General features: G+C 58.1%; 12 protein-coding genes and 1 tRNA gene. 5 read left to right on the top strand and 8 right to left on the bottom strand.

Annotation, left to right across the window (positions count from 1 at the left end; genetic code table 11):
- Positions 1 to 37: 37 nt before the first annotated feature.
- Both ACTZWY_RS05790 and queA read right to left on the bottom strand, forming a co-directional pair.
- Positions 38 to 1,291: an MFS transporter gene (locus ACTZWY_RS05790; RefSeq protein ID WP_444789745.1), complete on the bottom strand. Its 1,254-nt coding sequence runs from the start codon at positions 1,289 to 1,291 to the stop codon at positions 38 to 40.
- 116 nt (positions 1,292 to 1,407) lie between these two features.
- On the bottom strand, positions 1,408 to 2,460 hold the full coding sequence (gene queA, locus ACTZWY_RS05785; protein WP_444789744.1) for a tRNA preQ1(34) S-adenosylmethionine ribosyltransferase-isomerase QueA: 1,053 nt from the start codon (positions 2,458 to 2,460) through the stop codon (positions 1,408 to 1,410).
- Between the two features lie 89 nt (positions 2,461 to 2,549).
- On the opposite strand from queA, the gene bcp reads away from it, so the two are divergent.
- From bcp to ACTZWY_RS05765, 4 genes are all read left to right on the top strand, one after another.
- Positions 2,550 to 3,011 (top strand): thioredoxin-dependent thiol peroxidase, encoded by a 462-nt coding sequence (gene bcp, locus ACTZWY_RS05780; RefSeq protein WP_444789743.1) that lies wholly within the window; start codon positions 2,550 to 2,552, stop codon positions 3,009 to 3,011.
- Entirely contained in the window at positions 3,008 to 3,835 is an 828-nt protein-coding gene (locus ACTZWY_RS05775; RefSeq protein WP_444789742.1) for a ferritin-like domain-containing protein, read from the top strand. The genes bcp and ACTZWY_RS05775 overlap by 4 nt, the downstream gene beginning before the upstream one ends.
- A gap of 204 nt (positions 3,836 to 4,039) precedes the next feature.
- The gene (locus ACTZWY_RS05770; protein WP_444789741.1) at positions 4,040 to 5,440 is read left to right on the top strand and encodes a DUF5930 domain-containing protein; all 1,401 of its coding nucleotides are present in this window, start codon (positions 4,040 to 4,042) and stop codon (positions 5,438 to 5,440) included.
- A complete protein-coding gene (locus ACTZWY_RS05765; RefSeq protein WP_444789740.1) occupies positions 5,430 to 6,014 on the top strand; it encodes a bactofilin family protein in 585 nt (194 codons plus the stop codon). The genes ACTZWY_RS05770 and ACTZWY_RS05765 overlap by 11 nt, the downstream gene beginning before the upstream one ends.
- Before the next feature lie 139 nt (positions 6,015 to 6,153).
- On the opposite strand, the gene ACTZWY_RS05760 is transcribed toward ACTZWY_RS05765, so the two are convergent.
- Positions 6,154 to 6,237, bottom strand: a tRNA-Leu gene (locus ACTZWY_RS05760).
- Between the two features lie 227 nt (positions 6,238 to 6,464).
- On the opposite strand from ACTZWY_RS05760, the gene ACTZWY_RS05755 reads away from it, so the two are divergent.
- Entirely contained in the window at positions 6,465 to 7,898 is a 1,434-nt protein-coding gene (locus ACTZWY_RS05755) for a DEAD/DEAH box helicase (protein WP_444789739.1), read from the top strand.
- A 145-nt stretch (positions 7,899 to 8,043) separates the two neighbouring features.
- Here the strand turns inward: ACTZWY_RS05755 and ACTZWY_RS05750 are convergent, their stop codons facing one another.
- From ACTZWY_RS05750 to ACTZWY_RS05730, 5 genes are all read right to left on the bottom strand, one after another.
- Positions 8,044 to 9,135: an ABC transporter ATP-binding protein gene (locus ACTZWY_RS05750; protein WP_444789738.1), complete on the bottom strand. Its 1,092-nt coding sequence runs from the start codon at positions 9,133 to 9,135 to the stop codon at positions 8,044 to 8,046.
- A gap of 24 nt (positions 9,136 to 9,159) precedes the next feature.
- Entirely contained in the window at positions 9,160 to 10,812 is a 1,653-nt protein-coding gene (locus ACTZWY_RS05745; protein ID WP_444789737.1) for an alpha-glucosidase, read from the bottom strand.
- Between the two features lie 14 nt (positions 10,813 to 10,826).
- Complete coding sequence (locus ACTZWY_RS05740) at positions 10,827 to 11,978, bottom strand: carbohydrate ABC transporter permease (RefSeq protein WP_444789736.1); 1,152 nt, start codon at positions 11,976 to 11,978, stop codon at positions 10,827 to 10,829.
- A gap of 18 nt (positions 11,979 to 11,996) precedes the next feature.
- Entirely contained in the window at positions 11,997 to 12,974 is a 978-nt protein-coding gene (locus ACTZWY_RS05735; RefSeq protein ID WP_444789735.1) for a carbohydrate ABC transporter permease, read from the bottom strand.
- A 136-nt stretch (positions 12,975 to 13,110) separates the two neighbouring features.
- A complete protein-coding gene (locus ACTZWY_RS05730; protein WP_444789734.1) occupies positions 13,111 to 14,463 on the bottom strand; it encodes an ABC transporter substrate-binding protein in 1,353 nt (450 codons plus the stop codon).
- Positions 14,464 to 14,553 lie beyond the last annotated feature (90 nt).

The raw sequence follows: 14,553 nt of genomic DNA, 5'->3' as shown, positions 1-14,553 counted from the left end.
CAGCGGTATCTTGCGGTTTTACAACAGGCTTAGGGCATCAGGGCGTGGTGTCGTGTTCGGCATTTTCGGTCATTTCGGTATATACCGCCTCAACCGTGGCCGCCGACACAACCGGCGACACTGGCGCGAACGGGCCGGTCTGGTCTACAGGGGTTGCCGCGCGCTGGGTCATGCGCCACATCGCATACAGGGCCAATGCCAATGTCAGGATAATGATAAACAGGAAAAAGCCTGATGGCCCCATCACCCCCATCAACCACCCGATGCATAGCGGCCCCACAATGGCGCCCACCCCGTTGACAAACAGCAACCCCCCCGATGCGGCGGCCATCTGGTCCGTATCCAGATAATCATTCGTATAGGCCACCAGCAGGGAATACAGCGGGTTGGAAATCCCCCCGATAATCAGCGCAACCCCGACCAGCCAGATAAAGCTCAGGTCAAATATCACCGCCATGGCACCGCCCACAGTGCCCACAAGCGCCACATAGACGACCAGTTTGCGCCGGTCCATCCGGTCCGACAGCCAGCCCAGCGGAAACTGGAACACCAGCCCGCCAAAATAGATTGCCCCCGTAAAGATGGAAATTTCCAGCACGCTTAGCCCCGCCTGCGTTCCCCAGACGGCAGTCATGCCAAACATCGCGGCAAACACCCCCCCCATCAGGAAAATGCCCACCACACCCAGCGGGGACACATCATATAATTGGCGAATGCTCATGGATTTGGTGGTGCCGAAGGTGGGCGCAGGACTGACCGACAGCAAAATGGGCGCGAAGGCCAGGGACACCAACACCGAGGGGATAACAAACAACATAAATCCCGCCGGATCGGCAAAGTTGATGAGCGCCTGCGCGCTGATAATGCCCACCATCTGCACAATCATGTAAAGTGACAGCGTTTGCCCGCGGTTTTCGTTGGTCGAGGCATTGTTCAGCCAGCTTTCCGCCGTGACATACACCCCCGAGAAGCAAAACCCGATCAGAACGCGCAACAAGGCCCACACGATCCAGTCGGGAATGGCCGCATACAAAACCAGCACGGCAGAAATCAGCGACCCCAGCGCAGCAAACACCCGCACATGGCCCACCCGCCGGATCAGTTCAGGCGCCGCACGCGACCCGAACAAAAACCCCACAAAATAGGCCGACATCACAACAGACATCTGAAAGGTGGAAAACCCTTCAATCGCGCCCCGAATCCCCAGCAGCGTGCCTTGCACCCCGTTGCCCACCATAAGCAGCAACATTCCCAGCAAAAGCGCCCAGGACCCGGTGAATACATAAAACATTGTCGCGCCTGCCTGTTCGTTACCTGTCCACAGCCTATAGGCTAGCGGCCCCCAGCGAAACCAATAGTCCGGCGGTCATGTCGGAAATATGATCAAAGCGACCCTTTTGAGAGTTTTCAGTCAGGAAACAGCAGCGAAGAGTCCCCATATGAAAAGAACCGATACTGATTTGCAATCGCGTGGGCATAAATCGCGCGAATACGATCTGCGCCCATAAGCGCGGATACCAGCATCATCAGGGTGGATTTTGGCAAATGAAAATTCGTCATAAGCCCATCCGCAACCCGGAACTGGAAACCGGGGGTGATGAAGATATCGGTCTTGCCACTCCAGGGGGCAATCTGGCCCGGTGCCGTGGCCGCAGTCTCGATCAGGCGCAGGGCCGTTGTGCCCACCGGAATGACCCGCCCGCCTGCGGCCTTGGTGTCGCGTATTGCCTGCGCGGCGGGCGCGGTGATCTGGCCCCATTCCGCGTGCATTTTATGGTCGCGGATGTCATCTGTCTTGACGGGCAGGAACGTGCCCGCCCCGACATGCAAGGTAACTTCGGCAAAATTCACGCCATTATCGCGCAAGGCGTCCATCAAGGCCGCATCAAAATGCAACGATGCGGTGGGCGCGGCCACCGCCCCCTTGTCACGCGCGAAGACAGTCTGATAATCGTCGCGGTCTTGCGCATCGGCGGCACGGCGGCCCGCAATATAGGGGGGCAGCGGCATCTGCCCGGCCCTGTCCAGCGCAAGGTCGAAATCATCGCCTTCCAAGTTGAAGCGCAGCACCACATCCTCGGGCGTTTTTTCCACGACCTGCGCCTGCAGGGTTTCGGAAAACACCACCGCTTCGCCCACCGCAAGCTTGCGCAACGGTTTGGCCAGCGCGCGCCATGTCCCGTCGGGGCATGGTTCGGTCAAGGTCACTTCTATCTTCGCGCTGACCGGCCCTTGGGCGCTGTCGCGCGGGCGCTGGCCGGTCAGGCGTGCGGGAATGACGCGTGTGGTGTTGATCACCAACAAGTCACCGGGGCGCAAGATTGTGGTCAAATCCTGCACATGGCAGTCTGAAAACCGGTCACCTTGGGCCAGCAACATGCGCGCCGCAGGGCGCGGGCGCACAGGGCGCGTGGCAATCAGGTTTTCAGGCAGATCAAAGTCAAAATCAGACAGCTTCATCGCAAACACCGCACTTGGTTGGGCTGGCCCCTTTAACTTGTCGCAAAGACCGCTACAACAGGGCAAGCGTTCAATAAAAGGAAACCGACATGCTTGAACAAGGCCAAACCGCCCCCGATTTCACCCTGCCCCGCGATGGCGGGGGCGATGTAACGTTGTCGGAACTGCAGCCGTCCAAAGTGGTGCTGTATTTCTACCCGCGCGATGACACGCCCGGTTGCACCACCGAAGCGCTGGAATTCACGGCACTTGCGTCGGAATTTGCCGCCGCAGGGGCACAGGTTATCGGCATTTCCAAGGATACAGTCGCAAAGCATGACAAGTTCATCACGAAACACAACCTTGGCGTCACGCTGGTGTCAGATGCAGACAGCGATGTGTGCGAACGCTACGGCGTGTGGGTCGAAAAGAACATGTATGGCAAGGTATCGATGGGCATTGAACGCGCAACATTCCTTGTCGGCAGCGACGGGCGCATCGCGCAGATCTGGCGCAAGGTCAAGGCGCAGGGCCATGCGCAAGACGTGCTGAAAGCTGCGCAAGACCTATGACCCTGTCGCTTCGGGAAATGGCCGTGGATGTGCTGACCACGGCGGACGGGCGCGAAAAATGCGCCCGCTCGCGTCGCCACGCGGCCGCGTGGTTTGAGGCGCGCAAGGCAGGTGCGCCCCTGCCCCTTGGAATGGCCGAACCGCCCCTGACCCCCGCACGCCCGGACCGCCCCGAATTGCTGGACCCGCGCGATGTGCCGCGCCGCCGCCCCGGCAGCGCCCAGGGTCGGATTGCCATTTTACACGCCATTGCCCATATCGAACTGAACGCGGTGGACCTGCATTGGGATCTTCTCGCGCGGTTTGCGCATATCCAGATGCCGCTGGGGTTTTATGATGACTGGGTCAAGGCCGCGGACGAGGAATCCAAGCATTTCGGGCTGGTCTGCGATTGTCTGGAAACGCTGGGCAGCCACTATGGCGCCCTGCCCGCCCATGCAGGCATGTGGCGCGCCGCAGAAGACACCGCAGGCGACATTCTGGCGCGTCTTGCCGTTGTGCCCATGGTGCTGGAGGCGCGCGGTCTGGATGTCACGCCCGGCATGATCGACATCTTTACCCGCGCTGGTATGGACAATGTTGTTGCGGCCCTGAACATCATCTACGCTGAGGAAGTCGGACATGTGGCCTATGGGTCAAAATGGTTCAACTTCCTCTGCGGGCGCGATGGCAAGGACCCGCAACCCGTGTTTCTTGAGCTTGTGCGCAAGTATTTCCACAGCCCGCTGCGCCCCCCGTTTAACGAGGAAAAGCGCGCCCAGGCAGGTATTCCGCCAGATTTTTACTGGCCGCTGACGGAACCCGATATTGGCGCCGCACGTTAACCCTGTGTGCCGAATAGCAAAACAGAACACCCTATGCGTGCATGCAACAACGCGCATACGCGCCTAGACCCCCGTCAGGCGCCCTGAATCGGCAGTTTTTCGCTGATTGACGGGGCCGGGGGTGATGTGGCGGCGCAACAGTCAGGAAAAATCTTGCAGCACTGGTTAAGCTTGCGTAATCACGCGGGGGGCGCTGGTTTGTGCATGTTTGTACGCGACGGTTTTTCGCATGCCCTTGTCAGATGGCGATATGGGAACTGTGCTTTGAAACAAATGCTTGCGCAACTGAATCACCGGCTGGAGCGCCACCTACCCGAACAAAGGCTTTTCCTTAGATCCGAGACGACGACGCGCTTTGTTCGCCTTCGCCCCATGACACAAGCCACGGCGCTTGTTGCTGTGACCAGTTTTTTCGCTTGGGGTATTATTGCAACATCCATCCTGCTGATGGATTCAATCGGGTCGGGCACGCTGCGCGACCATGCCGTGCGCGATCAGGCCAATTACGAACAACGCCTGAACGATCTGGCCGCAGAACGCGACCAGCGCGCCATTGAAACAGAAGCCGCGCAAGCCCGCTTTGCCGAAGCCATGGGGCGCATTTCGGACATGCAGCTGCAGTTGCTGGCATCGGAAGAACGGCGTCTGGAACTTGAAACCGGCATCGACAACATTCAGCACACCATCCGCCGCGTGGTGCGCGAACGCGATGAAGCGCGCGCCAGACTGGCAGAAGTCACAAACACCCTGCAGGCCGAAACCGGCACCACCCAGACCAGCGCGGACCGCGCCCGCGAAACCGAAGACATGCTGGATTACCTGCTTGTCGCCATGGACAAAATGGCAGATTCGACCCGTGAACTTACGCTTGATGCGGAACAATCGGTCAACCAGGCGCGTCATCTGGCGCTGGAAAATGAATTGCTGCGCGACCGCAACCACATGATTTTTTCCCAGTTGGAAGAAGCGCTCGAAATGGTCGTGGACCCCTTGGAACGCGTTTTCCGCGCGGCCGGTGTCACGCCCGAACAAATACGGCGTCTGGTGCGTCAGGGCGCGAATTCGCAAACCGCATCGCTGCGCCCGATTTCGGTCTCCACCTCGGGCGTCATGGCGCAGGATCAGGACATCGCGCGCGCCAACGCGGTCTTGCAGCGCCTTGCGGATATTCACGCCTATCGCCTTGGGATCAACCGTATGCCGGTGGCCCGCCCTGTTTCCGCGAATGTGCGCGAAACATCGGGGTTCGGGATGCGCCGTCACCCGTTGACCGGGCGCAGCACCATGCATAACGGGCTGGACTGGGCCGGGTCACGCGGGACAGCCATCCACGCAACCGCCGACGGGGTGGTGAAATCTGCGGGCCGGCAAGGGGGCTATGGCAACCTTGTCGTCATCGAGCATGATTTCGGGATTGAGACATATTACGCCCATTTGAACTCCATCGATGTGCGCGCAGGACAAAGGGTATCGCGCGGGCAGCGGATTGGTGGTATGGGCACCACTGGCGCGTCAACCGGGGTGCATTTGCACTATGAAGTGCGAATCAACGGTCGACCAGTAAACCCGATAACCTACATAAGGGCTGGACAGCATGTTTTCTAAAAGCCGCATCAACGAAACCGCGACAAAACCCTCGAACGAGGGGGCCGCGCAGTCGCACCCTGCAGAAACACCTTCGTTTCTGCGCCAAAGCAGCGTTGATACTGCCCCGTCACAAGTGACAAAATCCAAGCCCGCTGCATCTGTGCTGGCATCGGACCTGACGATCACCGGCAATCTGCGCACTACAGGTGACATCGTTATCGAAGGGAATGTGGATGGCGACATTCGCGCGCATCTGCTGACTGTCGGTGAAACGGCAACGATTCGTGGTGAAATTGTCGCAGATGACATTGTTATCAACGGGCGCGTCATAGGGCGCGTGCGTGGGCTGAAAGTGCGCCTGACCTCGGCAGCGCAGGTCGAGGGGGACATCATCCACAAGACCATCGCAATTGAATCCGGTGCCCATTTCGAAGGGTCGGTCCAGCGGCAGGATGATCCGCTGCAAACCAATCGCGGCGCGGTCCAACAGCCACAGCCCGCGCAGAATGTGGCCCCGCAACCTGCCCCTGCTGCCATGTCGGAAGCCGTGAAAAAAGCGACCGAGCAGAAAAAGAACGCCAGCAATTCCTGATCTGGAACAATGATAAACAGGCCATGATTGGACAAACCCCAATCATGGCCTTTTTTTATTGCGCATCAAGCGCCGCAGCGCAGGGGCAAAGGTGCCTGCGCCTGACTGGTGACCCATCATAATTTCAGGAAGCCAAAGCTGGTACGGGTGGGGAGACTCGAACTCCCAAGCCTTGCGGCGGGGGATTTTGAATCCCCTGCGTCTACCATTCCGCCACACCCGCGTGCCAGCATTGGGCTAATACCGCGCCTTGCGCCGGCCTGCAACTGCGAAGATGCGCCCACAACAAGATATTTTCGCCGGTCAAACGGCCAGCTTTGCCTTCGCGTTGACTCACGGCAGGAATTACAGTAGGGCAAGGATGTTGCATCTGCAATTGATCCGATCGCGGGACGCGACATGTATGCGTCCTATAACTGTTCCGGCCCGAAGCCGAAACCATGGAAACGCATGACCACATTCTCTGATCTGAAGCTGGACCCCAAGGTCCTCAAGGCTGTTCATGAAGCGGGCTACACAGCCCCCACCCCCATTCAGGCGCAGGCCATCCCCTTTGCATTGGAAGGGCGCGATATACTTGGCATTGCCCAGACGGGCACCGGGAAAACCGCGTCATTTACCTTGCCCTTGATCACGCGCCTTGGTCGTGGTCGGGCGCGCGCACGCATGCCGCGCTCGCTGGTTCTGGCGCCCACGCGCGAACTGGCCGCGCAAGTCGCCGAAAATTTTGACACTTACGCCAAATACACCCGCCTGACCAAGGCACTTTTGATTGGCGGTGTCGCCTTTGGTGAACAGGACAAACTGATTGACCGTGGCGTTGACGTGCTGATCGCCACCCCGGGGCGGTTGCTGGACCATTTTGAACGTGGCAAACTGCTGTTGACCGGCGTTGAAGTCATGGTTGTCGATGAAGCGGACCGCATGCTTGATATGGGCTTCATCCCAGATATTGAACGCATTTTCGGCCTGACGCCATTCACGCGACAGACATTCTTCTATTCCGCCACCATGGCGCCGGAAATTGAACGTATTACAAATACGTTCCTGTCAAACCCAGCGCGTGTTGAAATTGCACGTCAGGCCACTGCGTCGGAGACGATTGCGCAGGAGCTGATTGAACTGCAGGCAACCCGGCGCGACACGGCAGCCAAACTCAAGCGCGAAACCTTGCGCAGCCTGATCAATGTCGAAGGCGACAAGCTGGAAAACGCGATCATCTTCTGCAACCGCAAGGTAGATGTCGATATCGTTTCCAAATCCCTGATCAAGCACAAATTCGATGCCGCGCCCATTCACGGCGACCTGGACCAATCTGTTCGGACACGCACACTGGAACGGTTTCGTGCCGGTGAATTGCGGCTTCTGATTGCGTCTGACGTGGCGGCGCGCGGCCTTGATGTGCCATCGGTCAGCCATGTGTTCAATTTCGATCTGCCCTCGCATCCTGAAGACTATGTGCACCGTATCGGGCGCACGGGCCGCGCAGGACGGTCAGGCAAGGCAATCTCGATCATGGTGCCGTCTGACAAGAAATATCTGGACGCCATAGAAGCACTGCTGCAAAAACAACTGCCGCGGGCCGAAGCCCCTGAAATACAAGGACCTGTGCGCGTGCGCCACAAGGACCGCACTGCGAAAACCGAAGCGGCCCCGATTGCCCCCCAAGACGACGCGCCCGCCCCCGCAAGCAAGCCCGCGCCAACCGTGACCCCGGAACCCGCTGCAGCGCGCAATGACCCGCCGCAGCGCAGGTCACAACAACGCAGCGCCACAGGCAGGGACCATGCCCCGCGCGACCGTGGGGCGAACCGTGATGGTGCTGTCATTGGCATGGGCGACCATGTGCCTGATTTCCTGATGCGTGAATTTCGCAGCGCCTGAAATTATACAATGCCCCCTTGGTGTGTGGGCCGCAGGGTATAGTGATCTGCAAGGACGTGTAAAAGGCCGCGCGGGGAAAGCGCGGCCTTTTATAATTTAGCGGATGTCGCGCAACAGGGGCGCCCAAGTTTGCGCGACATGCTCTCTAGCGATACAACAGCGATACTTTGTTATGAAACAGATGCAACTTCGCGGGATCGGCCTTCAACTTGACAGTTTTTCCCCTTAGGTCGCTATGCGTGCCTGCCAGTTTGGCCAGCACAGGGGCTGCGTCAGGCGCGTCGGGTTTGAAATACAGCACGGTCAGTTCGCCCAGCGCCTCGACCAGATCCACCTGACCCTGATACAGGAAATCATCGTCATCCGTGGCAATCAGGTCTTCGGGACGCACCCCCAGATTAACCGAAAGGCCCATATCCGCATCGGTGGTGGGAATGTCCGCGCGCGCAGTGCCGCCACCTGCCAGCTTGACAGCGGTTTGCGCGCCTGTTTGCGTCACTTCGCCCGCAAGCAGGTTCATGGCCGGGGACCCAATGAATTGCGCCACAAATTCGCCATTCGGGCGCTCATACAATTCCAGCGGTGTGCCGACTTGCGCAATCCCGCCACCGGCAAGAACGACAATTCGCGTCGCAAGGGTCATCGCCTCGACCTGATCATGGGTGACGTAGATCATGGTCGAGTCGGGCATTGATTCCTTCAGTTTGGCAATTTCAATGCGCGTTGCCACACGCAGTGCCGCATCAAGGTTCGAAAGCGGTTCATCGAACAGATACACTTTGGGGTCGCGCACAATGGAACGCCCGATGGCCACGCGCTGGCGCTGCCCCCCCGACAGCGCCTTTGGCAGCCGGTCCAGATAGGGGCCAAGCTGCAAGATGTCTGCCGCCCGATTTACCGCAGCGTCAATTTCCGCTTTGCTTTTCTTGGCGATTTTCAACGCAAAGGCCATGTTGTCGCGCACTGTCATATGGGGATAGAGCGCATAGGACTGAAACACCATGGCAATGCCGCGCTGCGCGGGCGGAATGTCATTGACAAGCATACCGTCAATTTCCAACGTCCCGCCCGTGATTTTCTCCAGACCTGCAATCATGCGCAGCAATGTGGATTTGCCACAGCCTGAAGGCCCGACAAACACAATCAATTCGCCCTTCTTGATGTCAAGATTGACATCAGACAGCACTTTGACTTCGCCATAGGCCTTTTCGACATCTGTCAGTCTAAGATCTGCCATGGTGTCCTCCCCCCATTCGTTGTTTTATCGTTTCACGACAAGACAGGGCTGCCATGGCCCCAGATGCACCAGACCATCCTCGCCGGGGCCGGAGCTGTTCAGGTCACCGCCAACGGCCACCCAATGCCCTTCGGGCAGATACAGGGTTGCGGGTTCATGGCTTAGGTTGAAGGCGCAAAACATCACCTCGCCCGCCTCCTCCCGGATGAAGGACAGCGTGTCGCCTGACACATGCAAATCACGCAAACTGCCATGTGTCAGCGCACGATGCGCACGGCGAAAGGCCACTGCGCGGCGGTAATGGTGCAACAAGGCATCGGGGGCGCGTTCCTGCGTATCCACGGCCAGCCCGACATGTTCGCGCGCCACAGGCAACCACGGCACCGCCGCTGAAAACCCGCCATTGACCACCGCCCCGGCCCAGACCATCGGCGTGCGGCACCCGTCCCGGCCCTTGAATTCCGGCCAGAACTGAATGCCATATGGGTCTTGCAGGTCCTCGAAGCACAGCTCGGCTTCTGGCAGGCCCAATTCCTCGCCTTGGTACAAACAGACCGATCCCCGCATGCACATCATCAAGGTCGCATAGGCCCGCGCCGCCGCCGGGCTAAGGTTCCAGCGCGTAATATGGCGCGGCACATCATGGTTGGAAAACGCCCAGCACGCCCAGCCATCAGGGGCCACATGGTCCAGATGGCGCAGCACGGCAGAAATGCGCGCCGCCGAAGGCACATCTGCGGCCAGAAATTCAAACGCGTAGCACATTTGCACCTTGTCGCCGCCGGATGTGTATTCGCCCAGTATTTCAAGCCCTTTTTGCGCGTCGCCCACCTCGCCTACGGCGCAAGCGCCGTATGTGTCCAGAACCGCGCGGAACCGGCGCAGGAAATCCAGATTTTCAGGCTGGTTCTTGTCGTAGATATGTTCCTGATGGTTATAGGGGTTCACTGCAGGGGCAATATTCGCGTTGCGCTGTTCCGGTGGCAGGGGCGGATTGTCGCGCAATTCACGGTCATGAACATAGAAATTGATCGTATCCAGACGGAACCCGTTGACGCCCCGTTCCAGCCAGAACCGCGCGACATTCAGCAATTCTTCCTGCACGGCGGGTTCATGGAAATTCAGGTCAGGCTGGGAAGCCAGGAAATTATGCAAGTAATACTGGCACCGCGTCGCATCCCATGCCCATGCTGACCCGCCAAAGATGGACAGCCAGTTATTGGGCGGTGTGCCATCGGGTTTGGGGTCGGACCAGACATACCAGTTCGCGCGCGCATTGTCGCGGCTGGCGCGGCTGTCCTTGAACCACGGGTGCTGGTCAGATGTGTGCGACAGCACCAGATCAATCAGAACTTTGATGCCCAGCTTATGGGCCATGCCCACCAGCGCATCGAAATCCGACAATGCGCCGAACATTGGGTCGACATCGCAATAATCCGACACATCATAGCCGAAATCCTTCATCGGGGAAGTGAAGAACGGGCTGATCCAGATCGCATCCACACCAAGGCTGGCGATATACGGCAAGCGTTCCACGATACCGCGCAAATCGCCAATACCGTCACCATTGCTGTCTTGGTAGCTGCGCGGATAGATTTGATAAATAACCGCGCCACGCCACCATTCTGGCGAAAGCTCCAGCCCGCGTTCAGGCTGCAACAAAGTTTGAACAGACACGAGATTCTCTTTCCTTATTTGACAGAGCCGGCCAGAAGGCCGCGCACCAGATAGCGTTGCATTGTAAAAAATACGAATAGTGGCACCGCGATAGACACAAACGCCGCTGTCGCCAGAATGCCCCAATCCCCACCGCGCGACCCCAGCAGGTCATCGGCAATCTTGACTGTCATCACCTGACTTTCTGCACCTGATGGCAAGAAAACCTTGGCCACAAGCAGGTCATTCCATGTCCACAGGAACTGGAAGATCGCAAAAGACGCAAGTGCGGGAAAACTAAGCGGCAGGATGATCCGCACGAAAATCTGAAAATCCGTGGCGCCGTCAACTTTCGCGGATTCGATAATATCGCGCGGCAGACCAACCATGTAGTTGCGTAACAGATACACCGCCAACGGCAGTCCGAACCCGGTATGTGCCAGCCATATGCCAAAGAAGCTTTGCCCTATGCCAATGTCAGTGTGCAATTTCAGCAAAGGCACCAACGCCAGTTGCAACGGCACCACCAAAAGCCCTACAACCGCCGCAATCAGCAGCCCCCGGCCCGGAAAATCCATCCATGCCAGCGCATAGGCCGCAAAAGCCGCAATCAGGATTGGAATGATCGTGGCTGGAATGGTCACTGTCAGCGTGTTGATGAAGGCACGGTCCATGCCATCGGCAAACAGCACAGTGCGATAGTTTGCCAACGTGAATTTCGGCGCTGTGCGCGCTTCGAAATACAGCGTGGGGCCGCGCGTGATGTCTTCGGGGCTTTCTACCCTGTAGCGCCCGTCGCGTTCCACAACCACAGTGCCCCCGCTGCGCAGGTCAGACACCTGGCCTGCGGCAAATTCATCCGGTGCAACCGCACGGGTGCCATATGCCGCAACGATGCCGTCACCATCGGGGAAATTCTGCGCCAAGGCCGGGTCATCAAAAACATTGCCTTCCAGAATGAACACACCGCCTTCTTCGCGTGCACCGTCTGCCGCCACGCGCGTGCGGAAATTCAGGTCCACCGAAAAAGGCGCCTGCCACCAACCGGAATTCGAAATCTGGTCGCGGTCGCGGAAGGACGACACAAACAACCCGATGGTCGGCAACAGCCACAGCAACACCAGAATTACCACAGTGATGTTGACTGCCAGCCTGCCGCCCTGATTTTGTCCCGCGATATTGTCCATTTTCCTGCCCTCCGCGCCTTAGCGCATTTCTTTTCTGGCCTGCCGGATGTTCCACACCATCACCGGCAGCACGAGGATCATGATAACGAAGGCAACAGCCGTTGCGCGCCCGTCATCGCGGAACATGTAGGTCATCATATAACTGGGCAGGATATGGGTTCCGAAATTGCCCCCTGTCATGGTATAGACAATGTCAAACACCTTGAGCACCAGAATGGTAATCGTGGTCCAGACAACGATGATCGTGCCCATGATCTGGGGCACCTTGATGGAAAAGAACACCTGAAAAGGGTTCGCGCCGTCAATGATCGCGGCCTCTATGGTTTCTTCGGGAATGCCGCGCAGTGCGGCGGACAGGATGACCATTGCAAACCCTGTCTGAATCCACACCAGAATGAACATCAGGAAAAAATTGTTCCAAAATGACACCTGAACAGGGTCAACGGGTGCCATCCCAAACATGTCGCGCAGCGCGTTGATGATCCCGATATCGGGGTTGGCCGAATAGACAAATTTCCAGATCAACGACGCCCCCACAAAGGAAATCGCCATCGGCATGAAAATCAGCGATTTGGCGATATTGCCCCATGACAGCCGGTCCGTAAGCTGCGCCACCAGAAGGCCCAGAAACGTGGCCATGGCGGGCACGAACAGCACCCATAACATGTTGTTGAAAACAGCGGTGCGGAATGTCCCTTCATTCATCAGATCAAAGTAATTTCCCAACCCAATGAAATTCATGCCAGAACGGTCAAACAGCGACCTGTAGAACGACCCCACCACAGGATAGACCAGATACAGGCCCAACGCGAAGATGGCCGGAAACAGGAACAGCCACGGGCGCAGCTTGTTGGCACGGTTGATATTGCGTCCGGCATGCGGGCCACGCGCCGGGAAGATGACCTTGTCCAGAAGCAGGTTGGACGCGTAGAAATATCCGACGCACCCACCGACCCCGATGATGATTGTCACAATTCCTTGCAAGACCGGTGACATCTTCCCCCCCCTTTTTTGCTGTCGTTTGCAGCGCCTGCCCTTGGGTGCCGACATTGCGCCCGCAGCCGCGTTCCGCGTTCGCAGACCATATGCAGAATGCAGGGCCACACACGGGGCGCGGCCCTGCAATATGGGTCTAGCGCATGGCATCCCAGCGCTGTTGAATAGCATCTGCAGCGGCCTGAGCATCGCCTTGGGTGGTGTAATCGACCATACCCGTCCAGAATGCGCCTGCGCCAATTTCACCCGGCATCACGTCGGATGCATCGAAGCGGAATGTGGTCGCATTGAGCAGGATTTCGTTCATCGCGCGCAGTGAATCATCCCCGAATGTGTCCAGATTGACACCCGTATGCGGCGTCAGGAAACCCGATTGCGCCATCCAGATTTCATGCGCGATGGGGGCTTTCAGGAACTCGATCAGGCCGCGTGTCGCGGGGCTGTCATTGGTGATGGCGAATTGTGTGCCTGCGCCAAGAACCGGCTCGCCCAAGTCACCCTCGCCCGATGCCGGGAAGTAGAAGAAGTCGAAATCCACACCATATTCAGACCCTTCGGGGAAGAAGGACGGGATGAAGGACGCTTGTTTGTGCATGTAGCACGCAGGCGGAATCTGGAACAAACCGGCAGGGCTGTCGCGGAAATCGGTTGTTGCGGACGCTTCTGCCCCCCCTTGCGCCCAGCCATCAGTGCGCACGAATTCGCCATAAGCCTCGATCGCTTCGACCACGCGGGGGTCATTGAAGGCAACTTCATTGGTGATCCAGCCGTCATAGACTTCCGGTTCATGCAGGCGCAGCATCATATCCTCAACCCAGTCGGTCGCCGGCCAGCCCGTTGCCGCACCTGACCCAAGCCCGACACACCATGGCGTGCCGCCATCTTCCACGATCTGCGCAGACAGCGCTTTCAGGTCTTCCAGCGTTTCAGGAATGTCATAGCCCATTTCGTCAAACTGTTCGGGGCTGTACCAGACAAGCGATTTCACATCGACCTTGTAGAAAAAGCCGAACATTTCCTGTTCGCCGTCCGCATTGGCGAAACTGCCCAGATCAACCCAGGACTGGCCTGCGGCATAGTTTTCCACCATCCAGTCGGCAGTTTCCTGGCCCAGCGGCGCCAAAGCGCCGATGGCCGCCATGTCTGCCGCCAGTCCGGGCTGTGGAAACACAGCGATGTTGGGTGCAGAATTGGCCTGAACTGCGATGACAATGTCCTGCTCGAAACTGTCCGATCCGGAATAGTTGACTGTCGCGCCGGTCGCTTCTTCGAAATAAGCCAGAACATTGCGAAGCATGCCCGCGTCCGGCTGAAGCCAAGGCCCCGAAACAGTGATGGTTTCGCCGCTGAAATCATGCGCGGCCGCGAAGTCTTCGAAGCTGGTCCAGTTAAACCCGTCTGTTCCCGGCGCGACAATCAGGTCTTGCGCCGTGGCACTACCCGCCATCAGGGCAAGCGTTGCAACGCCTGCGTAAAATTTGGTCTTCATTGCCATCCTCCCACGGTTGACGATCTGTTATGCACAATTTTTTAGCTTGTGCTGATCAGTATCCCAGCAGTTTGGAATCAATTTTCCAAA

This window comes from Roseinatronobacter sp. NSM (genome assembly GCF_052379845.1).
GTDB lineage: Bacteria > Pseudomonadota > Alphaproteobacteria > Rhodobacterales > Rhodobacteraceae > Roseinatronobacter.
This window is presented reverse-complemented; position numbering and strand designations above follow the sequence as displayed.